The following is a 25,031-nucleotide window of genomic DNA, read 5'->3' as shown; positions in this document are numbered from 1 at the left end:
TAGCATCGGAACTCAGGCGGTTTAAGGAAGGTATATGGCCATCGATTATCAGAGTCTTGCGGTGAAAGGCGTTCAGGCTTTGTCTCCCTATCAGCCCGGCAAACCTATTAGCGAGCTGGCTCGTCAATTGGGTCTGGATCCGGCTGCGATCATCAAGCTTGCGAGTAACGAGAATCCGTTAGGCCCCAGTAAAATGGCCATCGCGGCGGCTGAAACAGCCTTGACCGAGCTTTGCTTGTACCCCGATGGCAACGGGTTTGAGCTCAAACAGAAGCTATCCCAGCGCTTTGGTGTTGGTGCTGATCAAATCACACTAGGCAATGGCTCCAACGACGTGCTTGAAGTGATTGCGCGTTGCTTTGCGGACGCCAGTTCCGAGGTTGTCTTTTCCCAGTATGCGTTTGCCGTTTATCCGATTGTTACCCAGGCAATTGGTGCCACAGCGGTCACTGTACCTGCTAAAGATTGGGGCCACGACCTTGATGCCATGGCGGCGGCAGTAACCGAGCGTACGCGGCTAGTGTTTGTGGCTAACCCAAACAACCCTACGGGAACCGTGCACGACTCAGGCGCAATTGAGGCGTTTCTCGATAAAATTCCGCAAAATGTGCTCGTGGTTCTAGATGAAGCCTACTGTGAATACATGACCGGAGAAAAAGATCCGGATGGTGTTGCGCTTCTAAGCCGTTTTCCCAACCTAATTGTATGCCGCACTTTTTCCAAAGCCTGGGGACTCGCGGCTTTGCGTGTCGGCTATAGCATCAGTTCACCGACTATTGCTGATATTCTTAACCGTGTGCGCCAACCTTTTAACGTGAATTCCCTTGCGCTTGCAGCCGCTACGGCAGTACTGGATGACGAAGACTATCTACAGCGCTCTCGAGAGGCTAATACTGCTGGGTTGAAGCAACTACAAAAAGCCTTCGATGAAATGGGCCTTCGGTATATTCCATCTTCGGGGAATTTTGTGGCTGTTGAAGTGGGGCCGCATGCCATGGGGGTTTATCAGGCTTTGTTGGCTCAGGGCGTAATAGTCCGCCCCGTTGCTGGTTACGGCATGCCTAACCATCTTAGGGTGTCGATAGGCTTACCGGCGGAAAATGAGCAGTTTATCGACGCTCTCGCGAAAGCGTTGGTTGCGGCTGGGCAGGGCGCCTGATATGCCATTGCGCGATCCGCTTTTCCAGCGTGTTGCCATCATCGGGCTGGGCCTGATAGGTGGCTCGTTGGCCAGCGCCATTCGCAAAAACAGTCTGGCTTTAGAAGTTGTTGGCACAGACCTGCGTAAAGAAGATCTTGTGCTGGGCCAATCTTTGGGCGTGATTGATACGATCGCGGATAGCACGGCAGAGGCGGTGCGTGGGGCCGATCTAGTTGTACTGGCGGTGCCGGTGCAGGCAACACGCAAGGTGTTGGAAGAAATTCGTCCGCATTTAGCGGCCGATGTCCTTCTTACCGATGTGGGTAGTACCAAATCCGGCTTTGTTAAAGATGTTGAGGCCGTGTTCGGAGAGTTTTCGACCCGCATAATTCCCGGACATCCGATTGCCGGGTCAGAACGCAGTGGCATTCGTGCCGCCAATCCAGATATGTTCACCCATCACAAAGTGATACTTACGCCGCCCGATAACGTCAGCGCCCCTCATCTAAAAAAGCTCCGTGCATTATGGGAAGCCTGTGGTGCAACTGTGCTTACCATGTCAGTGGCGTATCATGATGAAGTCTTGGCGGCGACCAGCCACTTACCCCATCTAATTGCTTTTTCGCTGGTAGATACGTTGGCTGGCGAAGACGAGAATATGGATATTTTCCGGTATGCTGCTGGTGGGTTTCGAGATTTCACCCGGATTGCAGCAAGTGATCCGGTGATGTGGCACGATATTTTTCTATCCAACCGCGACGCCGTGCTTCGAGTAATCGACCATTTTACCCGGGATCTCGATCAGTTGCGCACGGCAATTGCCGATCAGGATGGTGCCACGCTGCTGCGAGTATTCAGCCGAGCCAAAGCGGCACGCGAACACTTTTCAAAAATGCTTTCAGGACAGGCTTACGTGACAAATAACAGTGAAAATCAGGTGACGTTTCGTCTTCAGCCCGGTGGCTCCGTAACCGGTGATATACGAGTGCCCGGCGACAAGTCTATGTCCCACCGCTCAATTATGCTCGGAGCTCTCGCTGAGGGGATAACGGAAGTAAAGGGGTTCCTCGAAGGCGAGGACAGCCTCGCAACATTGCAGGCATTTCGCGATATGGGGGTTACAATTGAGGGACCGGATAACGGTTTTGTGCGTATTCACGGCGTTGGAATGCATGGGTTGCAGCCGCCCCGCGGCCCGATATATTTAGGGAACTCCGGCACTGGCATGCGCCTATTTACTGGCCTTTTGGCGGCGCAGCCTTTTGAATCCGAGCTAACCGGCGACGCCAGCCTTTCAGTTCGTCCTATGAACCGCGTAGCAGAACCGCTGCGGTCTATGGGTGCTGTTATCGATACAGCTGAGGGCGGTCGGCCGCCTTTAAAAATAAGAGGTAGTAAGGATAAGAAGCTGGTCGGTATTCACTATGATATGCCGGTTGCAAGTGCTCAGGTAAAGTCCTGCCTGTTGCTTGCTGGCTTATATGCCGAGGGCACTACCTCAATCACCGAGCCCGCACCAACGCGAGATCACACTGAGCGTATGCTGGCTGGTTTTGGTTATAAAGTAGAACGCGACGGCCCAACAGCAAGCGTTACAGGTGGTGGCAAGCTAACAGCCAATGCGATTGATGTGCCTGCAGATATTTCATCAGCGGCCTTTTTTCTGGTTGCAGCCAGCATTGCACCTGATTCTGACCTGATACTACGCCATGTTGGAATGAACCCCACGCGAGTAGGTGTTATCAATATACTGCAGCAAATGGGCGCAAATATTGAAATTATGGACGAGCGTGAGATTGGCGGTGAGCCGGTTGCTGACCTGCGCGTTCGCTCTGCAGAACTAAAAGGCATTGAGATCCCTGAAGTTCAGGTACCTTTGGCAATCGACGAATTTCCGGCCCTGTTTATTGCTGCCACCTGCGCTACTGGTCGTACGGTTTTGACCGGAGCAGAGGAATTACGGGTTAAAGAAAGTGACCGTATTCAAGTGATGGCGGATGGTTTGGCAGCGCTAGGCGTGAAAACTGAGGTCACAGAGGACGGCATTATTATTGAAGGCGGACAAGCCATTAAGAGCGGCTCCGTGCACAGCCACAGTGACCACCGTATAGCCATGTCGTTTGCTGTGGCTTCCTTGCGTGCCACTGGGGAAATCGAAATTATTGATTGTGCAAATGTCGCGACATCCTTTCCCGGATTTGTAGAGCTGGCGCAGCAAACAGGTATCAAAATCTCCGCCGAGGAGGCCAAAGCTGGCGTTGAACAGGGAGCAGATTAATGTCGAAAGACAATGCACCAGTCATCGCAGTGGACGGCCCTGGCGGGTCTGGAAAGGGCACAGTTACGCAAATGTTGGCGAAAAAACTTGGCTGGCATTTGCTCGACAGTGGAGCGCTTTATCGGTTGACCGCGCTTGCCGCAATTCGCCAAAACGTGTCGCTGGATAACGAGACGGAACTTGTGCGCGTCGCTGCATCACTCGATGTGGCTTTTGAACCAACGCCGGAGGGGGAGCCCGCAAAAGTGATTCTTGCAGGTGAGGACGTTACCGCCGAGATACGCACGGAAACCTGCGGCGACAACGCATCCCGTATTGCTGTAATGCAGTCGGTTCGTGATGCTTTGTTGCAGCGCCAGCGCGATTTCCAGCAAGAGCCGGGACTCGTTGCCGATGGGCGCGATATGGGAACTGTTGTGTTTCCGAATGCGTCAGTCAAGATTTTCCTGACAGCCAGTGCAGAAGAGCGTGCGCACCGGCGTTATAGCCAGTTGAAGGCTGCGGGCGTCGATGTTAGTATTGACGCCGTTTTAGAAGAGATACGGGTTCGTGATGAACGGGATATAAACCGTTCCGCAGCCCCTCTCAAGCCCGCAGATGATGCGCAAGTCATTGATTCTACAGGTTTGAGTATAAAGGAGGTGTTAAGCAGGTGTTTGGCCGCTGTAGGTCAAGCCTGATGGCACCTTTTTGGCGTTGAAATGCCGGGGACAGCGCAACCTGCCAGCCGCTGGCTGATCTCCGGAACTTATTAATAGACCGTGTTGCTGGCGACACGGAGCATACTTGCATTGAACCTATAGGACTCATAATGAGCGAGAGCTTTGCGGATCTTTTTGAAGAAAGTCTAAAAGAAATTGACATGAAACCAGGTTCCATCGTCCAGGGAACCGTAGTTGATGTCGATAGCGACTGGGTCACAGTTAACGCCGGGCTGAAGTCCGAAGGTGTTATCCCCGCCTCCCAGTTCCTGAATGAAAAAGGCGAGTTGGAAGTAGCTATTGGCGACCTTGTCGACGTAGCACTGGATGCAGTGGAAGATGGTTTCGGTGAAACCCGTCTTTCCCGTGAAAAGGCCAAACGTGCTGAATCTTGGAAGGTGCTTGAGAAGTCCTTCGAAGCTGAGGAAGTGGTTAAAGGTATTATTAACGGTAAGGTCAAAGGCGGTTTCACCGTTGATCTGGCCGGTATTCGCGCGTTCCTGCCGGGTTCTCTGGTAGACGTTCGTCCGGTTCGCGACACTGCGCATCTGGAGAACAAAGAGCTCGAATTCAAAGTTATTAAGCTAGACCAGAAACGTAACAACGTGGTTGTTTCCCGCCGCGCCGTTCTGGAAGCTGAAAACAGCGCTGAGCGTGAAGCACTGCTTGAAACCCTGACCGAAGGTCTGGAAATCAAGGGTATCGTCAAGAACCTGACTGACTACGGCGCGTTCGTAGATCTGGGCGGTGTTGACGGCCTGCTGCACATTACCGATATGGCTTGGAAGCGCATCAAGCACCCGAGCGAAATCGTAAATGTTGGTGACGAAATCAACGTTAAGGTTCTGAAGTTCGATCGTGAGCGTAATCGTGTATCTCTGGGTCTTAAGCAACTGGGTGAAGATCCCTGGGTTGATATCAAAGGCCGTTACCCTGAGGGTACCAAGGTTACTGCACGCGTAACCAACCTGACCGACTACGGCTGCTTTGCAGAGCTGGAAGAAGGTGTTGAAGGTCTGGTTCACGTATCCGAAATGGACTGGACCAACAAGAACATCCACCCATCTAAAGTTGTTAATGTTGGCGACGAAGTGGGCGTGATGATTCTGGATATCGACGAAGAGCGTCGTCGTATTTCTCTGGGTATCAAGCAGTGTGTATCTAACCCATGGGAAGATTTCTCCGGCAACTTCAACAAGGGCGACCGTATCTCCGGTAAGATCAAGTCAATCACTGACTTCGGCATCTTCATCGGTCTAGACGGTGGCATTGATGGTCTGGTTCATTTGTCAGACATCAGCTGGAACGAAACTGGCGAAGAAGCCGTTCGTGAATACAAGAAGGGTGACGATGTTGACACCGTTATCCTGTCTGTAGATCCCGAGCGTGAGCGTATCTCTCTTGGTATTAAGCAGCTTGAAAGCGATCCGTTCGCTGAGTTTGTTCAGTTGAACGATAAGGGCTCCATTGTTAAGGGCACTGTTTCCGCCGTTGACGCTAAGGCAGCCACTATCGCTTTGAACGACGAAGTTGAGGCGGTATTGAAGGCTTCTGAGATTAGCCGTGATCGTGTTGAAGATGCGCGTAACGCTCTGAAAGAAGGCGAAGAAGTCGAAGCTAAGATCATCAGCATCGATCGCAAAAACCGCATCATCAATCTGTCTGTCAAGTCTAAGGACGTAGAAGACGACAAGCAGGCTATTGATACTGTGCGCAGTAAAGCTGCAGAATCTGCTTCCGGTGCGACCACCATTGGTGATCTCATCAAGGAACAAATGCAGCAGCAGAACGCCAATAAGGACTAATCTCCGATTGGTATGAAAAAAACGGGCTCTAAGAGCCCGTTTTTTTTGTGTTTTTTTTCGATTTAGCTAAACTGAAGGGGTGGGAATTCGGCAATAAACGGTCGAATAAAAAAAGAAAAGAGGAAAGTGCCTCATGACGAAGTCTGAACTGGTCGAATTGATTGCCTCAAAACAAACACAGCTCTCTGTAAAAGATGTGGAGCTGGCGGTAAAAACAATTATTGAGCATATGTCCCAGTCGCTAGCTAATGGACAGCGGATAGAGATTCGGGGATTTGGTAGCTTTTCGCTTCATCATCGGGCGGCCCGCACAGGGCGGAATCCGAAAACTGGTGAAGCTGTGCAGTTGCCGGCAAAGTATGTTCCACATTTCAAGCCCGGAAAGGAGCTCCGCGAACAGGTGAATGACAGTTTAAAACAAGGGTTTTAGGCTTTTCATCTTTGTGGCGAACCACTTATAATTCGGGCACTTAAAAGTATTTGGGAGAGCGAGATCTATGGCAGGATTGCAGAAGATCCTTTTGATTCTTTTGGTGCTGATCCTAGTGTTACTGGCGCTTGTTTTCTCTCTCAATAATCAGATGGCAGTGGCTCTCAATTTTTTGGTGTTCGAAACTAAGCCCCATGGTGTTGCTATTTGGATCATCATGTCTTTTGTTTTCGGCGCACTAGTAGGCATATTAATGACCCTTCTGGCCACGTTCCGCACGTCGGTTTCCCGTCGCACTCTTCAGAAGCGCCTTGATCGCGCCGAACAGGCATTGGAGAAGTCCAGAGCCCAAAACGACCAGGGCGTTTAATGGACATAGTGCTTCATTGGCTGCTGTTAACGATTGCAGTTGCCGTTGGCTGGTTTGTTGGGCGTCTGGGTAAGGGCCGCAACCAAGCTCAGACAAAGGTTGCAGACGAAGAATCCGTCAAGGATCGACTGCAATTTCTGTTCACGAACTACTCCGATCAGGCTGTCGACAACTTTGTTCAATCCCTTGCGGTTAATAAAGATACGGTAAGTCTTCATCTTTCTATTGGTCGTCATTTTCGCAATAAAGGTGAGACCGATCGAGCCATCTTGGTTCACCAGAACTTACTTGCCAGACCAGAGCTTCCTCCGCGATTCTCCCCTCAGGTAACGCTTGAGTTGGCCATGGATTTTCTCAACGCTGGCTTGTTGGACCGCGCTGAAGCCTTGCTGCAGCAATTGATGGGGGATCGCGAATATGGGCGCAAAGCTGCACAACAATTGATTGAACTGTATCAGCAGGAAAGAGAGTGGGGTAAGGCTGCAGACGTAGCCCGCACTCTAACCAGAAACGATGCAGATCCGAGTATGTTCAAGGATCTTGCATACCTTACCTGTGAGTTGGCAGAACAAGCTCTTGCGCAGGACGACCGCTGGGCTGCTCAAAAACTTGCCAAAGAAGCTTTGGATTACGATCACTCTTGCGTTCGCGCAACCCTTATACTGATGAACATTCTGGTCCGGCAGGGCAGCTACAGGGAAGCAGGTAACCAAGGGCTAAAAGTTTTTGATCAGAACCCGGATTTTGGTCCGGAGTCTATTGATCGCTTAATGAAGTTAGAGCATGCGCATGGCAATATAAGCCGGCTTGTAAAAAAACTGCGTAAACTATACGAGGCCTATCCAAGCACCAGTTTGTTGCTAGCTTTGGCTGAGTCTGTCGAGCGGGATTCCGGTCGCCCTGCAGCTATTGACCTGTTACGTAGGGAGTTGGAAGTTCGCCCCAGTATGCGAGGGCTTTTGCGGCTCGTGGAGATGGCTGGCTATGAGAAGGGCATGACCACCGACGAAGGTCGATTGGTGAGTCGTATTGGGCTCTTGATTCTCGCCAGTAGGCCGGTTTATCGCTGTGTAAGTTGTGGTTTCTCAGGTCAGCAACTTCACTGGCTGTGCCCGAGTTGCAAACAATGGGAAACTGTTCGCCCGATTCAGGGCGTTGAAGCTGAATAATTAGTTATCGATGCGCTTTGCTGTGCTTTTATCGATACCCCTACTATAAAACCTCGCAGGACATTTCAACGTGCAAACTTCTAACGACCCCAAAATAATCGTAGCCCTCGACTTTCCGTCTTCAGTCCCGGCCCTGAATCTGGCGGATAGGCTCGACCCTGCTAAATGTAGGCTGAAAGTCGGTAAGGAGCTTTTCACCCGCTCGGGCCCACAGTTTGTTGAGGGTTTGCAGAAGCGCAGTTTCGACGTATTTCTAGATCTCAAATTCCACGATATCCCAAATACGGCTTCATCGGCTGTAGCTGCGGCGGCGGATTTGGGTGTATGGATGGTGAACGTGCATGCTTCTGGCGGTGAGAAGATGATGTTGGCTTGTCGCGAGCGTTTGGATACTTTTGGTGGGGATAAGCCCCTGTTGATCGCCGTTACGGTGCTTACCAGCATGGGCGCAGAAGACCTCGCTGGTATCGGCATAACCAATTCGCCGGAAACACAAGTTTCCCGCTTGGCCACGCTGGCCCGAAATTGCGGACTGGATGGCGTTGTCTGTTCCGCGCAGGAAGCCCGCAAACTCAAAACAGAGCAGGGCATCGACTTCAAACTTATCACCCCTGGAATCCGACCCTTAACCGCCGACAAAGGCGACCAGCAACGCATCATGACGCCCAGTGAAGCCCTCAGGGCTGGTTCTGACTACCTCGTTATAGGTCGTCCTATTACTCAGGCAGCTGACCCTCTGGCTGCGCTGGAAGCTATTCATGCCGAGGTGCTGGGGCTTTAATCCATATAACGAAAAAACCCGCTAACTCAGAGAATTAGCGGGTTTTAAAATAGTGGCTCCCCGAGCTGGGCTCGAACCAGCGACAAACGGATTAACAGTCCGTTGCTCTACCAACTGAGCTATCGGGGAACGTCGTCATGTGACGAGGCGCGTATATTAAGGTTACCCCAGCGCTTCGTCAACCCCTTAACGAAACTTTTAGCCCAGAGCCTTCTGCAAACGCTCAACAGCCTTCTCAAGGTTCTCCATACTCGTGGCGAAACTCAAGCGCATGTGGCCATCGCAACCGAACGCAGAACCCGGAACCAGTGCAACGCCAGCTTCGCTCAACAGCTTCTCTGCGAACTCCACATCGTTGTTGGTAGTGGAATCAGCATCAATTGCGGCCTGAAAGCTTGGGAACACGTAAAAGGTACCGTCGCCCTTTAGACAGTCGACGCCTGGCAGCTTGTTCAGGGCCGCTACCAGCCAATCGTGGCGCTCTTTAAATGCCTTGACCATTTCACCTACACAGGCTTGATCGCCATCCAGTGCAGCCGTAGCAGCGGCCTGTGAGATAGAGCAAGGGTTTGAAGTGCTTTGAGACTGCACTTTCTTCATAGCCCCAATGATCTTTGCAGGGCCAGCGGCATAGCCGATGCGCCAGCCAGTCATGGAGTAAGCTTTAGATACACCATTTAGCACGAAGGTACGGTCGTATAGCTCTGGCGTTGCGTTCAGGATGTTGCAGAACGGCTGACCTGTCCAGAGGATAGGCTCGTACATATCATCTGTAGCGATCATGATGTTCGGGTGCTTCTTCAGCACCTCGCCAATCGCCTTCAGCTCTTCCATGGTGTACGCCATGCCGCTAGGGTTGGAAGGGCTGTTGATCACGAACAGACGGGTACGCTCAGTGATGGCGTTTTCCAACTGCTCCGGCGTAATTTTGAAGCGAGTTTCTGCGCCAGTTTCAATGATAACTGGCTTGCCTTCAGCAACCAGCACCATATCTGGGTAGGATACCCAGTAAGGCGCGGGGATAATGGCTTCGTCCCCGGCGTTCAGAGTGGCCAGCGCTAGGTTGAAAAAGCTCTGTTTGCCACCACTGGATACCAGTATCTGGTTGGCTTCGTATTCCAGACCGTTGTCCCGTTTGAACTTTGCAATAATCGCTTTCTTCAGGGCTGGCGTACCATCTACAGCGGTGTACTTGGTTTGGCCGTTATTAATGGCCTCAATGGCTGCCTGTTTGATGTGCTCGGGCGTATCAAAATCCGGTTCGCCTGCACCAAGGCCGATAATATCCTGACCTGCTGCGCGCAATTCGGCAGCTTTGTTGGTGACTGCGAGGGTGGGGGATGGCTTGATTGCCTGTACTCGGCTGGAAAGTTGAAGGTCCAAACTTGCGCTCCTTAAAGCTGCGTCTGATAGGTCTGTGACCGGCGGGGTGTCTGAATCCTTGCCTTATGGCGGCTGATTTTCGCCCAGCCGTCGATCACGTTGATGGTACCATGAAGCCAGCGTAACAATAAATTTCTCTCTGTAGCCATATCCTGTAAGGGTAGGATATGGCGAGGATTCACAGGTTGAGTGAGCGGAGGTTGTGTGGCGATTATGGCCAGTAGCGATTCCAGCAAATTAGGCAAAGAAGGCGTTTTTTCGGTTGATTCGCCGTTCGAACCAGCCGGTGACCAACCAAATGCGATTGCAGGGCTGGTGGACGGCATTCATTCCGGTCTTGCGCATCAAACACTGTTGGGGGTGACCGGGTCGGGCAAGACATTCACCGTTGCTAAGGTTATCGAGTCAGTACAGCGGCCTACCATTGTGATGGCCCACAACAAAACGCTGGCTGCGCAGTTATACGGGGAGTTTCGTGAGTTTTTTCCGGATAACGCTGTGGAATACTTTGTGTCTTACTACGATTACTATCAGCCGGAGGCTTATGTTCCCTCGTCTGATACCTTTATCGAAAAAGACGCCTCCATTAACGAACACATTGAACAGATGCGGTTGTCTGCGACCAAAGCCCTGCTAGAGCGCCCGGATGCGATTATTGTTGCAACGGTATCGGCCATTTACGGTTTGGGTGATCCAAAGTCCTACCTAAAAATGATGCTGCACATGGATCGTGGCGACAAGATTGACCAGCGGCATATTCTGCGCCGGTTGGCTGAGTTGCAATACACCCGTAACGACATTGAATTCCATCGTGCAAATTACCGGGTGCGGGGTGATGTCATTGATGTGTTCCCCGCGGAGTCGGAAAAGGAAGCGATCCGTATTGAACTGTTTGATGACGAGGTGGAGAATCTCAGTTATTTCGACCCGCTTACGGGTGAGGTTTTGCGGCGTGTTCCTAGAGTCACCATTTACCCTAAATCGCATTATGTAACACCGCGCCAGACCGTTCTGGATGCAGTGGAGCGCATAAAGGTTGAGCTGGATGAACGCTTGCAGCAGCTGCGTGATAACAACCGCCTTGTAGAGGCCCAGCGCTTAGAAGAGCGTACCCGCTACGACATGGAAATGATGAATGAGCTGGGTTATTGCAACGGAATAGAGAACTATTCACGCTATCTCTCGGGCCGCCCGCCCGGTGAGGCGCCGCCAACACTTTTTGATTATCTTCCGCCGGACGCACTGCTGATTGTTGATGAATCCCACGTCACCATTCCGCAGATCGGTGCCATGTACAAAGGCGACCGTTCCAGGAAAGAAACTCTGGTGGAGTATGGTTTTCGTTTGCCGTCCGCACTGGACAACCGGCCCATGAGGTTTGATGAGTGGGAAAGGATAGCGCCCCAGATGATCTTTGTTTCTGCCACGCCCGGCAATTACGAAGCAGAACATGCCGGGCAGGTAGTAGAGCAGGTTGTCAGACCAACAGGCCTATTGGACCCAGTGATAGAAGTGCGCCCCGCGTCGACACAGGTTGACGATCTGCTTTCGGAAATCCATGCCCGAGTGAAGGTCAATGAGCGGGTTTTGGTAACCACGCTAACCAAGCGCATGGCAGAAGATCTCACAGACTTTCTGATGGAGCACGATGTGCAAGTGCGCTACCTGCACTCGGATATAGATACGGTAGAACGGGTAGAAATCATCCGAGATCTGCGCCGAGGCGAATTTGATGTACTTGTGGGGATTAACCTGCTGCGTGAAGGTTTGGATATGCCCGAGGTGTCTTTGGTCACCATTCTGGATGCCGACAAAGAAGGTTTCCTGCGCTCCGAGCGGGCGCTAATCCAAACAATTGGCCGAGCGGCCCGAAACCTCAATGGTAAGGCCATTCTTTACGGTGACCGAATTACCGGCTCTATGCAGAGAGCTATTGATGAAACGGATCGCAGGCGCACAAAACAGGCTGAGCACAATGAAGCCCACGGCATAACGCCCACAGGGCTAAACAAGAACATTGCAGATATTATGGAAGGCGCCGGAGGCGGCGGTCGTGGTCGACGCAAAGCCGAACGCCCTGGCGAGAAAGCGGCCGAAGAGGCGGAGCAGTATCGAACCAGGGTTGGCAGTCGCTCGCCGCAAGACCTGCTTAAAGAAGTGTCGCGGCTTGAAGATGAGATGTACAAAGCCGCAGCAGGTCTCGATTTTGAGGCTGCGGCCCGTTTGCGGGATGAAATCGCGGGTCTTAAAGAAGCCGCACTGCGAACCGGTTAAGTTGTGCGTAACATGTTTTCAGCGCTTCGGGCCAACAATCACGGCGGCCTGAAGCGGTTGGTTGCGGCCATATCGGGAAATCTGGCTAAACACGCGCTTATCCACCGGTAAATACTGTTTGTCTGCAACCGTTTCGCCGTCTTCTACATCGATTTCGGGATCGTGCAGATACACAAACTGTTCATCTATTGCGCAAACGGTAACCCAGTGGGGAACACGGCTTCGGTTCAGTTGCCAGGTGCTAATCAGGATCACCGGTATCTGGCCTGCTAGGAGAGCCTGCTCCATTGCGTCCAATGTTAGCGGGTCATGGTGTAGCTGGATATCTGTCTGGCCGATGTCGTGTAAAAAGCCCTCGTGCACTAGCTCCAGAATGCGCTTTTTGTCGTCGTTGCGCACAGTATCCCGAAATAAAGGGCCTTCAGCGCTGATCCACGCACTGGCGTTAAAGCCGCGCTTCCATGCCGAGAGCGCGAGGCCGTGGGGGCCGCAGCCGCCGTGGCCTGCCAGCATGAAAATAGTCGTCGCCTCGCGCCAAATTCTTAGTTCCTCCAGAGTGGTGAGCGGTTGCTGCTCATCAAGTGCCGCCATGGCCATAATCAGCGCGGCCGGACCGCAGGAGAAATCGGTGGTTTGAGGGTAGTAGGGTACGGGCAGGAATTCCTGTGTCGGCTCATAAAACAGGATGCGGCGTTCAAAGCGCAAGGCAGTGCCGTGGTCTTCGTAATAATCCCGGTATGTACCAAACTGGCGATAGCCCAAGCGTTTATAGAGCGCGATAGCGTCAATGTTGTCTTCCCGAACTTCCAGTCGCATTAAAATACGGTCGGCTTCTGCGGCCTCCCGTTCAGCGGTTTTTACCAGCTGTTCACCAATGCCTTGGCCACGAGCTGTCGGCAGGACAGCAATGGAATAGATTCTGGCCATTCGGGTTGCTGCGCTCATAAGCACCAAGCAATAGCCTAATAGCTCGCCGATCCCGTCATTTTTTGACTCGGCCACAATCAATCTATCCTGTGGCATATCCAGAAAACGCCGAAAGCTGCGACGAGACAGTCGATCCTCTGTAAAGCAACGGTGTTCTAATTGTAAAAGCGCATTTAGGTCAGCGTTGGTGGCTTGTCGGAGTTGCAGGTCGGGCATGTGTAAAGCGGCCTTGAGAATATAGGCATAGGGCATGCTGGTGGGCTTCCCGTATACGGTTATTATGATAGAGAGTAAGGAACTGGAAAATACGCTTATCATGAGTAAAAGCACTCATTATGAGTGGATTGTTCCAACACCCGCAGCGGCGTATTGTGCCGAAAGTTTTGTAGGCAATTATCTCCGGGGAGGAGCGCCTTTAATGTCTCGTTTGCTTATCGTTGTAGATCGCACCAAAGACTGGGCTCCGTATTACCCTAGTGAGGACGTATTGACGTTTGACCAGTACCTTCAATTTTCTGCACCAGCGACCAGTCGTGTGCGTGTGATAAACCTATGCCAGAGCGCCAAATACCTCAGCCGTGGGTATTACTGTTCTCTGCTTGCAGAAGCCCGTGGGCATAATGTGGTGCCGTCAGTGATGACGCTGAACGACCTAAGCCGGAAGGGGCTGTTTTCTCTTGAGTTGGAGGAATTGGATGCTAGCGTAATCAACTGGCTGGAGGCTGCAGGCTCGGTTATTGATCCAGCCAGCGATGAGCGCCACGCTACTCATGAAGTTCGCATTCGTACCTATTTTGGACAAACCGAGTACCCGGAACTCAAGCCGGTGGCGCGGGCCTTGTTTGAGCGGTTCCCGAGCCCAATTCTGGAGGTTGTATTCCGGCGCCGAAAAGCCTGGCAAATTGAATCCATGAAGCCCGCTGCACCTGCGGATCTGCATGAAGCCGAGCAGGACGTATTTGCGTCCGCTCTGGATCGCTTCAGCAGCATGGTCTGGCGCAAGCCCAGAACACGTCGCCGCTACCGCTTTGACTTGGCGATTCTGGTAAACCCAGATGAGGAAATGCCCCCCAGCGATGCTGCGGCGTTAAAGCGCTTTGAAAAAGCCGGGCGCAAACTGGGTATCAATGTGGAGCAGATTACGCGCCGGGATTACATGCGCTTGCCGGAGTACGACGGCCTGTTTATTCGTGAAACCACGGCCATAGATCATCACACCTATCGCTTTGCCCGTAAAGCTGCGGCAGAAGGTTTGGTGGTAATAGACGATCCTGTGTCCATCCTAAAATGTACAAACAAGGTTTTTCTGGCTGACTTGTTGAAAAATAACAAGATACCTACACCCAAAACACTGATCCTTTCGAAAGACCAGAAAGACGCAGTGGAGCAGGTGATTCAGGAACTTGGTTTTCCGGCCGTTATCAAAATACCGGATGGTGCTTTTTCCCGAGGTGTGACTAAAGCCGAAAATGAAGCATCTTTGCGAGCGGGGTTAAAAGACCTGTTCCGGCAGTCGGCGCTGGTGTTGGCCCAAGAGTACTTGTACACCGATTACGACTGGCGTATCGGAGTGTTGGGCGGTCGGGCTATCTATGCGTGTAAGTACATGATGGTTAAGGGCCATTGGCAGATCTACCAGCATGGCGAGTCAGAGAGCGAGAGCGGCGGCTTTGAAACCATGCCTACGTACGAAGTGCCGAGAAACGTAATACAGGCTGCATTGAATTCCACGCGACTCATTGGTAACGGGCTTTATGGTGTGGATATCAAACAGTCTGGCAACCGGGTTGCAGTAATAGAAGTGAACGACAACCCGAGCATTGACGCGGGTGTTGAAGACCGCTTTCTTGGCGGTGAGCTCTACACACTGATTATGCAGGAATTTCTCTCTAGAATGGAGGAAAACCGCAGGCGTTAGTAGCCAGTCACAGCGCGGGTAACTGGCTCAGGGGCCGACTACCCAGATTCTCACGCTGCCAAACCAAGGGTAGCCCTCAAGTTGATGCCGGGCGTTTTCCAGCGTGAACACGCCCTCCGTGTCTGGCTCGTCGAGGAATATCTCCAGATGCAGTTTGTTTCTGAGGTAGTGAAGCCTCAAACGGCTGCGCTGGGGAATTTCCCCCAAATGTTCCGAAATAATTTCTCCAACTTCCGCTCGCGAGGGCGGTTTCTCGGTTGTCGGATTCGAGTCCTCGTCGTTTTCCGCATCAATATGGAAGTTGATATCGAGAATGTTCTCCAGAGAATTACGCATGCCGGTGACCACTTGCATGCCGATTTGATGCCCTTCAGACACACTGATTTCCGGTCGCACCACAAGGTGGACATCCAAAAGAATATCATGGCCCATGCGGCGGCTACGAAGTTCGTGCACGTTGAGAACACCATCGGTGCTGCGGGCTATGTCCTTCAGCATTTCTGTGTCCTCTGGAGACAAACCCGTGTCTATCAGTTCCTGAACACTGTCCCATGTAAACTTCCAGCCGATATGGATAATGATGAGTGCAATTGCCACCGCCGCAACCATATCCAGCCACACCACGCCAAGCATGGCACCAATCGTTGAAGCCAGAACTACCAGTGAAGAAAACGCATCAGTGCGGCTGTGCCAAGCATTGGCAATAATCAGTTCTGAGCGTATGGCCTCGCCAACATGGCGGGTGTAGCGGTAAATCCACTCCTTCCCTAAAACGGATATGGCAGCAGCTACGAGCACGGGCCACTCTGGAAGGTCGTCGGCGGTACCAGCTATTAGCCTGAGAGTGTTTTCCCAGGCAAGAGCAGCACCTACTGCAATCAGAATACTGCCTAGCACAAGGGTGCCAAAGGTTTCTATGCGCTGGTGGCCATAAGGGTGGCAGTCGTCCGGCTCCTGTCGAGAGAGTTTCATAACTCCGAGCACAACAAGGTCTGAGGCTACATCAGTAAAAGAGTGGATGCCGTCGACCAGAAGGGCCTGAGAGTGAAACAGCGTTCCGCCGATGACTTTGATGAAACCAAGAAAGGTATCAAGAATCATCCCTATAACAGTAACCCGGGAGGCCGCTCGCATTTCCACCGCTAAATTTTCCCGGTGGCGTTGGGCCGGTGAATCGGGTTGTTGCATTGAAAAACTCCAATTTTTTCCGCATGACTGCTTGATTTATGCACATCATAGCAGTAACGATCCTGAATGACAGTTTGTTCAGGATTTCTTTCATTTAAAGCTAAAGTCTAATAACTTGTTGAAAATAAACAATAAATAAACTGGTCAAAAAATGATCAATCTGTAGATTGGCGCAGACCACAAGGGGTTGGCAAGGTTCCTCCGTGATTTTCAACAGGGTTATCCACAGATTCCGTGGAAAAGCTCCTGAGAGCTAAATGATACAGATGTTTAGCTCTGTTATTTTATGTTATCCGGTCGCTGTGGAAAACTTCCGGTATACTCGCGCTCACGATTTATGGAGGAGTTTTCAGATGTACGGCGTTATCCGCAATCTGCTTTTTCGGTTACCACCTGAACAGGCCCATGCCGTTGCACTAAACGGTTTGGATTTAGCGCACCGTCTGGGCGTATTGGGTGCTTTTTCACCGAAAACAGATGAGCTACCGGTCAATGTAATGGGGCTGGATTTTCCCAATCCGGTGGGGCTCGCAGCAGGACTGGATAAAAACGCAGATCATTTGGATGCTCTGGGCGCGTTAGGATTTGGGTTTATCGAAGTTGGAACCGTTACGCCGCTTCCACAACCAGGCAACCCTAAGCCACGCATGTTCCGACTGCCGGAGCATCAGGCCATCATTAACCGCATGGGCTTCAACAATGAAGGTCTGGCGCACATGCTGGGGCGGGTCGATAGGCGTAGCTATCGCGGCATTCTTGGCATCAATGTTGGCAAGAACAAAGATACGCCAAACGAAGAGTCTGAATCGGATTACCGCAAAGGCATTGCAGCGGTATACGATCGTGCTGACTACATAACGGTGAATGTGTCTTCGCCGAACACACCGGGTTTACGAGACCTGCAATTTGGCGATTCACTAAAGGGCCTTCTCCACGCCATCAAGGATGAACAACTTAAGTGTGAGGCGCATTTGGGGCGCTACGTGCCCATTGCTGTAAAAATCGCGCCGGACATGGACGATGAGGGCATTCGGTTTGTTGCATCGGCGTTAAAGGAGGCTGGAATAGATGGGGTTATAGCCACGAATACCACCATCAGCCGCGACGCGGTTGCTGGGCATGTGCATGCTGCTGAGGCTGGCGGGCTTAGCGGAGCTCCAGTTCGTGAGGCATCTCTACGGGTGATCCAAGGATTGTATGCAGAACTTGGTGATAATCTTCCAATCATTGGCGTGGGTGGCATTACCAATGGTGAGAGTGCAGCTGAAAAAATCCGTGCTGGTGCAAAGTTGGTTCAGCTTTATACCGGTTTCATATATCGCGGGCCAAAATTGATCGGCGAAGCGGTAGAGGCGATTCGAACGCAAAGATAGTGTTGTAGATACAGAAACAAAGAAGGGCCCGCTAGGCGGGCCCTCACGGGGAGTTAACCCCGTTGCGCTCATCAGCGCATGAGACGGGGCGGGAGGCCCCGTATTGGTTTTTCTGAACACTGCGTCAAATTGTGTGACAAAAGATCAGATTAAGATGTCGGGGTTACAATAAGCATCACGCGGTGGTGACGTTTGCCAGTTTATGAATACCGGAGACGCCGGTCATGCCTTCCCATTGATCTGTGCGGCCTTCACGCCAGCCGCTTAACCACTCTTGGCGAACCTCCGCCTGATCGAGTGGGCAGCTGTCTTTGGATTTACCGGATACACCGGCGAGGTAGCCCCGTTTGAATGCACGAGCATACATATCTCTTTTCTGTCTTTTCATGCCGTTCCTCACTAATGGATTAACAGAACAAGCGTGTACACTTCTGCAGTGGCTTTGGCATGTGGACTCCACTCCGGGACAACCCACTATTGCCAGCTCTAGCCAGAGCAGTCAGGATCCTGTTAACGAAAGGGAGTTACCCTTCCCGAACGACGCGTCACCTACAAGGTAAACTTAACCTTGAGTGGAAGTACACAATCGTTTTGGTCTATGTAGTGTATTTAATAGATTCAAATTGAATTAAAAAATATCTTAAAACCTATGAACGCTGCGATTCCCGTGACTTACCGCGATTCGCAAAAGAACTTGGAGTTGAACTTGTCCAAATCTGTCTTTTTTGTAACCTGCCCAAAGGGCGTTGAATATCTTCTGGCGGACGAGCTCAGCACCTTTGGTCTTGGCTTGGTAAGAAATGCACCTGCTGGCGCTTGGGTGGAGGGCACTTTGAAAGCCGGTTACCGCGCCTGTCTCTGGTCGCGCTTGGCTAACCGCGTGATCTTACATGTTGATGAAGTGGCCGCTACCAGCGCTGACGAGCTTTACGATGGTGTGGTTCATCTTGACTGGCAACAGCACATCCCGGTGGATGGAACGTTCCGCGTTAATTTTATTGGTGAAAACGAAGCCATACGCAACACCCAATTTGGCGCTCAGCGAGTGAAAGACGGCATCGTGGATCGTTTCACCTCGGGTGGCGGAAAACGTCCAGCGGTTGAGGCAAAAAACCCTGATGTAACCGTTTCCGCCCGTTTGCACCGTGGCCGCCTTGCCCTGGGTATTGATATTAGTGGGCACAGCTTGCACCAACGCGGTTACCGCACAGAGCAAGGCCTTGCACCTCTAAAAGAAAACCTCGCTGCTGCCTTATTGATGCGCGCGGGTTGGCCTGAAATAGTCGCCGCGGGTGGTGATTTTGTTGATCCCATGTGTGGCTCGGGAACACTAGTTATCGAAGCCGCCATGATGGCATTGGATATTGCACCGGGCCGTCGTCAGGATCGGTTTGGTTTTGAAAAATGGCTCGGACACCAGCCGGAAGTGTGGCTAGCCTTACGCCAAGATGCGGAAAAGCGGGCTTATGAAGGTAAGCAGCGCAGAATACCGAAGTTTTTGGGCTTCGATGAAGACAGTAGGGTTATTTCCACGGCGCGAAATAACGCTCAGCGAGCAGGCCTTGAAGGTCTGGTTGAGTTCCAGACGCAATCCATTGAGGAGCTTTCACTGGGAGACGATCGAGCAGAAACCGGTCTGGTTCTGGTGAATCCCCCTTATGGCGAACGACTAAGTGATAGAAAAGCCCTTGCAGGCTTGTATGAGTCACTTGGTGATGCAGTGAAAAAAGCGGCTTCAGGTTGGCGTTTAGGCGTGTTTACCGGTGCTCCTGAATTTGGCAAATCGATTGGCCTGCGCAGCTTTAAGCAATACAAGCTTTTTAACGGCAAGCTTCCCGCACAACTCTTACTGTTTACCATCGACGAAGCCAGCGTGCGCACGCCCCGAGAGCCTGCCGCACCGGGCGAAGTGCTGCCCCGAGTTGCCAATGAAGAGCGGGCAGCCATGCTGCACAATCGCTTAAAGAAAAACATGAAGACCATTGGACAGTGGGCGCGCAAGCAACAGATAAGCTGTTACCGGCTGTACGATGCGGATATGCCAGAGTATGCGCTAGCCATCGATATCTATGACGGGTGGGTGCATGTACAAGAGTATGTTGCTCCCAAATCCATTGACGAGCGATCTGCCCGGGAACGTTTGGCTGAAGCCTTGGCTGTTATCCCTGAGGCGCTTGGAATCGAGCGGGAGCGGATGGTTTGTAAGCAGCGTCAGCGCCAAACCGGCGTCAATCAATATGAGAAGCAGGATGTAAGTGGAGAGTTCTTTCAGGTGCAGGAGCATGGTTGCACACTGAAGGTAAACCTTAAGGATTATTTGGATACCGGGCTTTTTCTCGATCACCGGCCTGTGCGCCATTGGATTCAGAAAAATGCTCAAGGTAAGCGTTTTCTGAACTTGTTCTGCTATACCGGTGCAGCAACCGTTCATGCGGTCGCCGGCGGTGCTAGCCGCTCCCTAAGTTTGGATTTATCGAAAACCTATGTGAGCTGGGCTCAGGATAATCTGGCATTGAACCGTGCAGACCCCCGAAAACACAAGGTGGAGCAAACAGACTGTCTAGCCTGGCTTGCGGCAAGACCAACACCGGATCAGGTTTATGATCTGATTTTCATGGACCCGCCGACCTTCTCCAACTCCGCCAGAATGATAAATGTTCTGGACGTGCAGAAAGATCACGCAAAACTAATTCGTCAGGCAATGACTAGGCTGAGTTCGGACGGTTTGATGATTTTTTCCAATAACTTCCGCCGGTTTAAACTTGATGAAGCGTTAGCTTTGGAATTTGAGGTAGAGGAAGTGAGCGCCAGCACTCTGGACAAGGACTTTCAGCGGAATGCACGAATTCACCGGTGCTGGCACATTCGGAAAAATGCATAGCGCTAAGTAGCGTTAAAACTCGTACTTGAGACCGGTGGAAAACTGAAAGGTATTGGCTTCTGTGCCAGTATCTTCGAACAGTTTTCCGCCTTCAAGTACAAGGTAGGTGTCGTTCATAATTTCGAAATCCATACCAAGCACCCAGCTTACGCTAAAACTGCTCTCTGGGAAGTCACCTTCCAAATCCTGAAATTGTGCACGCCCTTCGCTCTCTTCTTCAGTAAACTCGCCGGTGCCGTGGATAAAGGAAAATCCTGCCTGAGCGTAAACATTGGCGTAATCCGTAATAGGGTAGTGCAGGCCCATGTACCAACTGGCAAAGTAGTCAACCGCGAGGGTAAGGTCACTGTTGGGCACTTCTGCATCCCGGAACCCACTGCCCAGACGTAACTCGGCGTGAAATAAATCATTGATATGGCTGCCTATTACCAACGCGCCGCCACTTCCCGTTGCCTGCTCGCTGGAAATTTCACCAATGGTGCGGTGATTGAAAGCGGTTACTAATAAGCCTAGGTAGTGCTTATCTTCCCGGGGCGTTTCCTGCGCCAATGCCGTTTGGGCGGATAGCAGGCAAGCGGGCACTAAAAAAAGTAATAGGTTTGTTCGCACAACCTTGTTCATTGTTATGGGGTATCCTGACGTGAGCGGTTACGGGCAGAGTTTGCCTTGTGTAACCTATTGTTACGTCGACCCGTGTCACAGTTTAGTCGTCCTCAAACAGGCCTTCTTCTTGAGCCATCAATAACAGTGCATAAACACCGTTTTCCGGTAGTTGGATCTCCAAGCTTTCCTCAAACAGCAGTTGACGGCGGCGATCCTCCAAGGCGTCACTGCTGAGGCCCAAAATCAACTCCGTAATGGGTGCAATTTCGAAAGGGGCTTCTTGGCCCATGGCACTAAAGATAAGGTCCACCAGGATCTCGTCCGGGTCCAGACCGTCCACGTATACCGTTTGGTCAGGTAAGTCCTGATGCAGTTCATGGATAAGTTCGATGAGCGGCACGCCTTGTTCTGCAAGGTAATCCACATCAACATCGCCCAGATCTCCGTCCTCGGGAAGCCACTCCTCCATAGGCGCAATGACCACGGTCTTCATCTGGCCGTCTTCCAGCGACCAAGCCATGGCAACTGGAAACAGGGTATCTTCGGTCTGGCAATACTCGATATCGAGAAATCTTGGTTTCGGCATGTCAGGCTCCATGCTGGGGGTGGTATGAGGTATTAACGCTTCATGCCATACTGGCGCAGTAATTATTATTCTATCAGGGACATCATGGAACAAACTGAATTCAACAAAGATTTACTGAAGTTTCTGAACGCTTCACCAACGCCTTGGCATGCTGTGGCAACCATGAAGGCACGGTTGGATGCTGCCGGTTTTGAAGAGTTGGATGAAAAAGAGGACTGGTCGCTTAAGCAGAATCACAGCTACTACGTCATCCGTAACGGGTCGTCTATCGTTGCCTTCCGAACCGGGGCAAAGGATGTTTCGGGCTCCGGTATCCGTATGGTGGGTGCACATACCGACAGCCCGTGTTTGAAGGTAAAACCCAACCCAGAGCTGCGGCGCAAAGGCTTTTTCCAGCTGGGCGTAGAAGTTTACGGCGGGGTTCTGATGAACCCTTGGTTTGACCGGGATCTTTCGTTGGCGGGCAGAGTGACATTGCTCGACGGCCATGACGAGGTCAACGACACCTTGGTGGACTTCAAAAAACCTATGGCTTTTATTCCTAGTCTCGCCATTCATTTGGATAGGGAAGCCAATACCAGCCGCACAGTGAATGCCCAGACTGACCTTCCACCGGTGCTAATGCAGGTTGGCGAAGATGACACGACCAGCTTCAACGAGCTTTTAAGTCAGCAAATTGCCAGTGAATCCGGTATTAAGGTGCGCAAAATTCTTGGCTATGAGTTGGGCTTTTACGATGCACAGCAGGCAAGTTTTGTCGGCCTGCGCGACGATTTCATTGCCTCTGCACGGTTAGATAACCTGCTGAGTTGTTACATCGGCTTGCAAGCTCTATTGAACACATCGGGCGCTGAGGCTGCGTTGCTGGTGTGCAATGATCACGAAGAAGTGGGTAGCGTGTCTTCTGAAGGCGCGCAGGGGCCATTTCTTACCGCCGTTCTCGACCGCTGGTGTGGTGCTGGCAGAGCAAAAGCGATTGCCCACTCCATGATGGTATCAGCGGACAATGCCCACGGAGTACACCCCAACTACATTGATAAGCATGATGAAAACCATGGTCCGATTTTGAATCAGGGGCCGGTTATCAAAGTGAACCATAATCAGCGCTACGCAACTAACAGCCGGTCGGCTGCGGTTTATCGGCATATCAGTGATGAGCTTGGGTTGCCACACCAAACCTTTGTGGTGCGCAGTGATATGGGCTGTGGCAGTACTATTGGACCGCTGACGGCGGCAAATCTGGGTGTGACAACACTAGACATTGGTGTGCCGCAGTTTGGCATGCACTCTATTCGTGAGCTGATTGGTACCGAGGATGGCTTTACGCTGTTTCGCGTGTTGACTGAGTTTATGCAGCGCAAGCAGGTTTTCTAAGGCTGTTTGAAAGCCCATAACGAAAAATGCCGCTGCTTCGTTTGAAACAGCGGCATTTCGGAATAAGTGGCTCCCCGAGCTGGGCTCGAACCAGCGACAAACGGATTAACAGTCCGTTGCTCTACCAACTGAGCTATCGGGGAACAGCATCAAGTCGGGCGGCATATTAAGCGCTTTCAGTTGGATGGTCAACCCCCTGATATAAAAGGTCAAAATTTGTACCGTAGTATGGCTCATCAATATCGTCCACCACACTGGTTACGCAGTGGCCATGTTCAATCCATATGGCCGGCACTGTTTCGCAAGGTACCCCTCCAAGATCCGGAAACCGAAGTGTTGCCCACGGACGACAAAGACGAACTGCATCTGGACTGGCACAGGCAAGGTAATAGTCGTTTGGCCATTATTTCCCACGGGCTGGAAGGTCATAGCCGTCGACCATACGTGCTGGGGCTGACGCGAGCTTTATTAGCAGAGGGTTGGGACGTTTTGGCCTGGAACTTCCGCTCCTGCGGAGGGGTGATGAATATTCAACCAAGATTTTATCATAGTGGCGCAACCGAAGATCTGCGCCGGGTGGTGGATCATGGCATGTCCCAAGATTATAAATCGGTATTTTTGTCCGGTTTTAGTATGGGCGGGAACCTCACCTTGCTGTATCTGGCACAGCAGGGTGAGTGCGTAGACAGCAGAATTTGCGGTGCCGTAGCTTATTCAGTGCCCTGCGATTTAGCGGGCAGTGCGGATAAGCTAGCGCTGCCAAGCAGAAAAATCTATATGCGTAGGTTTCTGAAGGATCTTCGCGTAAAGATGGCCGAAAAAGCGCAGACATTTCCTAATCTTGTTGATGTTTCCGGATTTGACGCCATCCAGGATTTTCACCAATTCGACGATCGCTATACGGCGCCGTTGCACGGGTTCGAGAATGCTGCAGATTACTGGGCCCAATGCTCCGCATTGGGGAGATTGAAAGATATTCGGGTGCCCGCTTTGATGGTTAATGCAGCGGACGACCCGTTTCTGTCCCCCAGTTGTTTCCCTGAATCGCCCTCTATTCTAGGAGCCCATGTTCGCATCGATGCGCCTAAGTGGGGTGGCCATGTCGGGTTTGTCGAGCATGGACGTGACGGCTATTACTGGTCTGAGCGTCGGGCTCTTGCCTTTTTGCAGGGTGTAGAGTGAATTAGGCCTATTCAAGCAATGGTTTTAACTCTGGCCATACATTTTCAAGCAGCTTGGGCTGCGCCTCCGCAGTGGGGTGAATACCGTCTCCCTGCATCAAGTTTTCTTGGTCGTAAATTCCGTCCAAAAAGAAGGGAACCAGAGCGGTGTTATAGCTGTCTGAAAGCGCTGGAAAGATGTCGGCAAACATTTGTGTGTAGCGCTGGCCGTAGTTGGGAGGGATTTGCATACCAACCAAAATGGTGCGTGCGCCTGAGTTCTGGGCATTGTCAACCATGATTGCAAGGTTGGACTTGATCACCTCTGGCGGAAAGCCGCGCAGGCCATCGTTACCGCCTAACTCGATAATAACCACGGAGGGACTGTTCTTTTCAAGTAACTCAGGCAGCCGACGTACACCGCCATCTGTGGTTTCGCCGCTTATGCTGGCATTCACCACGCGCCAGTTGCTTAGGCCGTTTTCTTGCAAACGTTGGCGCAACAACTGCACCCAGGCTGTTTCCGACGGTACGCCGTAAGCAGCGCTGAGGCTGTCACCTAAAACGAGCAGCGTTTGCTGGCCAGCCAAGATCGGCGTGGCAACAGAAACAGCGAAAAGGAATACGATTGATCTTACGTGCAGTAATAGCGTATGCATAAACAGCCTGACTACCTTAATAAATGAACG

Annotated in this window: 21 protein-coding genes and 2 tRNA genes; 14 read left to right on the top strand and 9 right to left on the bottom strand. The window is 51.7% G+C overall.

Annotation, left to right across the window (positions count from 1 at the left end; all coding sequences use genetic code 11):
* Positions 1-34: 34 nt before the first annotated feature.
* The 8 genes from hisC (at position 35) to pyrF (ending at position 8,675) form a co-directional block, all read left to right on the top strand.
* Positions 35-1,159, top strand: a complete 1,125-nt coding sequence (gene hisC, locus KO508_RS10180; protein ID WP_216008212.1) for a histidinol-phosphate transaminase — start codon at positions 35-37, stop codon at positions 1,157-1,159.
* A gap of 1 nt (position 1,160) precedes the next feature.
* Positions 1,161-3,419 carry a bifunctional prephenate dehydrogenase/3-phosphoshikimate 1-carboxyvinyltransferase gene (locus tag KO508_RS10175; protein ID WP_216008211.1) on the top strand — a complete coding sequence of 753 codons (2,259 nt, stop codon included), beginning with the start codon at positions 1,161-1,163 and terminating at the stop codon, positions 3,417-3,419.
* Positions 3,419-4,099, top strand: a complete 681-nt coding sequence (cmk, locus tag KO508_RS10170) for a (d)CMP kinase (RefSeq protein ID WP_216008210.1) — start codon at positions 3,419-3,421, stop codon at positions 4,097-4,099. Before KO508_RS10175 ends, cmk begins: the two co-directional genes overlap by 1 nt.
* Before the next feature lie 131 nt (positions 4,100-4,230).
* The gene (rpsA, locus tag KO508_RS10165) at positions 4,231-5,925 is read left to right on the top strand and encodes a 30S ribosomal protein S1 (RefSeq protein WP_200366096.1); all 1,695 of its coding nucleotides are present in this window, start codon (positions 4,231-4,233) and stop codon (positions 5,923-5,925) included.
* 133 nt (positions 5,926-6,058) lie between these two features.
* Positions 6,059-6,355: an integration host factor subunit beta gene (locus tag KO508_RS10160; protein WP_100640373.1), complete on the top strand. Its 297-nt coding sequence runs from the start codon at positions 6,059-6,061 to the stop codon at positions 6,353-6,355.
* A gap of 67 nt (positions 6,356-6,422) precedes the next feature.
* Complete coding sequence (locus KO508_RS10155) at positions 6,423-6,725, top strand: LapA family protein (RefSeq protein WP_216008209.1); 303 nt, start codon at positions 6,423-6,425, stop codon at positions 6,723-6,725.
* Positions 6,725-7,894: a lipopolysaccharide assembly protein LapB gene (gene lapB, locus KO508_RS10150; protein WP_216008208.1), complete on the top strand. Its 1,170-nt coding sequence runs from the start codon at positions 6,725-6,727 to the stop codon at positions 7,892-7,894. Before KO508_RS10155 ends, lapB begins: the two co-directional genes overlap by 1 nt.
* 70 nt (positions 7,895-7,964) lie before the next feature.
* The gene (pyrF, locus tag KO508_RS10145; protein WP_216008207.1) at positions 7,965-8,675 is read left to right on the top strand and encodes an orotidine-5'-phosphate decarboxylase; all 711 of its coding nucleotides are present in this window, start codon (positions 7,965-7,967) and stop codon (positions 8,673-8,675) included.
* Between the two features lie 53 nt (positions 8,676-8,728).
* On the opposite strand, the gene KO508_RS10140 is transcribed toward pyrF, so the two are convergent.
* Together KO508_RS10140 and KO508_RS10135 are read right to left on the bottom strand one after the other, a co-directional pair.
* Positions 8,729-8,804: transfer RNA gene (locus KO508_RS10140), tRNA-Asn, on the bottom strand.
* Positions 8,805-8,873: 69 nt separating this feature from the next.
* On the bottom strand, positions 8,874-10,058 hold the full coding sequence (locus KO508_RS10135) for a pyridoxal phosphate-dependent aminotransferase (protein WP_216008206.1): 1,185 nt from the start codon (positions 10,056-10,058) through the stop codon (positions 8,874-8,876).
* A gap of 213 nt (positions 10,059-10,271) precedes the next feature.
* Here KO508_RS10135 and uvrB point away from each other — a divergent pair, with 213 nt between their 5' ends.
* A complete protein-coding gene (uvrB, locus tag KO508_RS10130) occupies positions 10,272-12,332 on the top strand; it encodes an excinuclease ABC subunit UvrB (protein WP_216008314.1) in 2,061 nt (686 codons plus the stop codon).
* An 18-nt stretch (positions 12,333-12,350) separates the two neighbouring features.
* On the opposite strand, the gene KO508_RS10125 is transcribed toward uvrB, so the two are convergent.
* Entirely contained in the window at positions 12,351-13,475 is a 1,125-nt protein-coding gene (locus tag KO508_RS10125; protein WP_216008313.1) for a GNAT family N-acetyltransferase/peptidase C39 family protein, read from the bottom strand.
* 202 nt (positions 13,476-13,677) lie between these two features.
* On the opposite strand from KO508_RS10125, the gene KO508_RS10120 reads away from it, so the two are divergent.
* Entirely contained in the window at positions 13,678-15,177 is a 1,500-nt protein-coding gene (locus KO508_RS10120; protein ID WP_216008205.1) for a RimK family protein, read from the top strand.
* Positions 15,178-15,204: 27 nt separating this feature from the next.
* Here KO508_RS10120 and KO508_RS10115 read toward each other — a convergent pair whose 3' ends face one another.
* A complete protein-coding gene (locus KO508_RS10115; protein ID WP_216008204.1) occupies positions 15,205-16,365 on the bottom strand; it encodes a cation diffusion facilitator family transporter in 1,161 nt (386 codons plus the stop codon).
* A 353-nt stretch (positions 16,366-16,718) separates the two neighbouring features.
* Here KO508_RS10115 and KO508_RS10110 point away from each other — a divergent pair, with 353 nt between their 5' ends.
* Complete coding sequence (locus KO508_RS10110) at positions 16,719-17,738, top strand: quinone-dependent dihydroorotate dehydrogenase (protein WP_216008203.1); 1,020 nt, start codon at positions 16,719-16,721, stop codon at positions 17,736-17,738.
* Between the two features lie 175 nt (positions 17,739-17,913).
* On the opposite strand, the gene rmf is transcribed toward KO508_RS10110, so the two are convergent.
* Positions 17,914-18,126: a ribosome modulation factor gene (rmf, locus tag KO508_RS10105; RefSeq protein ID WP_216008202.1), complete on the bottom strand. Its 213-nt coding sequence runs from the start codon at positions 18,124-18,126 to the stop codon at positions 17,914-17,916.
* 318 nt (positions 18,127-18,444) lie between these two features.
* On the opposite strand from rmf, the gene rlmKL reads away from it, so the two are divergent.
* Positions 18,445-20,619 (top strand): bifunctional 23S rRNA (guanine(2069)-N(7))-methyltransferase RlmK/23S rRNA (guanine(2445)-N(2))-methyltransferase RlmL, encoded by a 2,175-nt coding sequence (gene rlmKL / locus KO508_RS10100; protein WP_216008201.1) that lies wholly within the window; start codon positions 18,445-18,447, stop codon positions 20,617-20,619.
* 12 nt (positions 20,620-20,631) lie between these two features.
* On the opposite strand, the gene KO508_RS10095 is transcribed toward rlmKL, so the two are convergent.
* Entirely contained in the window at positions 20,632-21,240 is a 609-nt protein-coding gene (locus KO508_RS10095) for an outer membrane beta-barrel protein (RefSeq protein WP_216008200.1), read from the bottom strand.
* Positions 21,241-21,322: 82 nt separating this feature from the next.
* On the bottom strand, positions 21,323-21,808 hold the full coding sequence (locus KO508_RS10090; RefSeq protein ID WP_216008199.1) for a hypothetical protein: 486 nt from the start codon (positions 21,806-21,808) through the stop codon (positions 21,323-21,325).
* An 84-nt stretch (positions 21,809-21,892) separates the two neighbouring features.
* Between KO508_RS10090 and KO508_RS10085 the strand changes: the two genes are divergently transcribed.
* Positions 21,893-23,182, top strand: coding sequence for a M18 family aminopeptidase (locus KO508_RS10085; RefSeq protein ID WP_216008198.1), 1,290 nt, complete (start codon positions 21,893-21,895; stop codon positions 23,180-23,182).
* 67 nt (positions 23,183-23,249) lie between these two features.
* Here the strand turns inward: KO508_RS10085 and KO508_RS10080 are convergent.
* Positions 23,250-23,325 (bottom strand) — tRNA-Asn (locus tag KO508_RS10080).
* A gap of 85 nt (positions 23,326-23,410) precedes the next feature.
* Here KO508_RS10080 and KO508_RS10075 point away from each other — a divergent pair.
* Positions 23,411-24,364, top strand: coding sequence for a YheT family hydrolase (locus tag KO508_RS10075; protein WP_216008197.1), 954 nt, complete (start codon positions 23,411-23,413; stop codon positions 24,362-24,364).
* 7 nt (positions 24,365-24,371) lie between these two features.
* Here KO508_RS10075 and KO508_RS10070 read toward each other — a convergent pair whose 3' ends face one another.
* On the bottom strand, positions 24,372-25,001 hold the full coding sequence (locus KO508_RS10070; RefSeq protein ID WP_216008196.1) for an arylesterase: 630 nt from the start codon (positions 24,999-25,001) through the stop codon (positions 24,372-24,374).
* Positions 25,002-25,031 lie beyond the last annotated feature (30 nt).

This window comes from Marinobacter salexigens (assembly GCF_018860765.1).
In the GTDB taxonomy this organism is placed as follows: Bacteria; Pseudomonadota; Gammaproteobacteria; order Pseudomonadales; family Oleiphilaceae; genus Marinobacter; species Marinobacter salexigens_A.
Note: the sequence above shows the minus strand (reverse complement) of the source record. Positions and strands in the feature narration are given on the sequence as shown.

Excerpts from the sequence above, each read along its gene's own strand:
- KO508_RS10110 (WP_216008203.1), top strand. The coding sequence starts at position 16,719 with ATGTACGGCGTTATCCGCAATCTGCTTTTTCGGTTACCACCTGAACAG.
- KO508_RS10175 (WP_216008211.1), top strand. The coding sequence starts at position 1,161 with ATGCCATTGCGCGATCCGCTTTTCCAGCGTGTTGCCATCATCGGGCTG.
- KO508_RS10125 (WP_216008313.1), bottom strand. The coding sequence starts at position 13,475 with ATGCCCGACCTGCAACTCCGACAAGCCACCAACGCTGACCTAAATGCG.
- KO508_RS10155 (WP_216008209.1), top strand. The coding sequence starts at position 6,423 with ATGGCAGGATTGCAGAAGATCCTTTTGATTCTTTTGGTGCTGATCCTA.
- rpsA (WP_200366096.1), top strand. The coding sequence starts at position 4,231 with ATGAGCGAGAGCTTTGCGGATCTTTTTGAAGAAAGTCTAAAAGAAATT.
- hisC (WP_216008212.1), top strand. The coding sequence starts at position 35 with ATGGCCATCGATTATCAGAGTCTTGCGGTGAAAGGCGTTCAGGCTTTG.
- KO508_RS10085 (WP_216008198.1), top strand. The coding sequence starts at position 21,893 with ATGGAACAAACTGAATTCAACAAAGATTTACTGAAGTTTCTGAACGCT.
- KO508_RS10070 (WP_216008196.1), bottom strand. The coding sequence starts at position 25,001 with ATGCATACGCTATTACTGCACGTAAGATCAATCGTATTCCTTTTCGCT.
- KO508_RS10120 (WP_216008205.1), top strand. The coding sequence starts at position 13,678 with ATGTCTCGTTTGCTTATCGTTGTAGATCGCACCAAAGACTGGGCTCCG.
- cmk (WP_216008210.1), top strand. The coding sequence starts at position 3,419 with ATGTCGAAAGACAATGCACCAGTCATCGCAGTGGACGGCCCTGGCGGG.
- uvrB (WP_216008314.1), top strand. The coding sequence starts at position 10,272 with ATGGCCAGTAGCGATTCCAGCAAATTAGGCAAAGAAGGCGTTTTTTCG.
- KO508_RS10075 (WP_216008197.1), top strand. The coding sequence starts at position 23,411 with ATGGCTCATCAATATCGTCCACCACACTGGTTACGCAGTGGCCATGTT.
- KO508_RS10115 (WP_216008204.1), bottom strand. The coding sequence starts at position 16,365 with ATGCAACAACCCGATTCACCGGCCCAACGCCACCGGGAAAATTTAGCG.
- KO508_RS10090 (WP_216008199.1), bottom strand. The coding sequence starts at position 21,808 with ATGCCGAAACCAAGATTTCTCGATATCGAGTATTGCCAGACCGAAGAT.
- KO508_RS10095 (WP_216008200.1), bottom strand. The coding sequence starts at position 21,240 with ATGAACAAGGTTGTGCGAACAAACCTATTACTTTTTTTAGTGCCCGCT.
- rmf (WP_216008202.1), bottom strand. The coding sequence starts at position 18,126 with ATGAAAAGACAGAAAAGAGATATGTATGCTCGTGCATTCAAACGGGGC.
- lapB (WP_216008208.1), top strand. The coding sequence starts at position 6,725 with ATGGACATAGTGCTTCATTGGCTGCTGTTAACGATTGCAGTTGCCGTT.
- KO508_RS10160 (WP_100640373.1), top strand. The coding sequence starts at position 6,059 with ATGACGAAGTCTGAACTGGTCGAATTGATTGCCTCAAAACAAACACAG.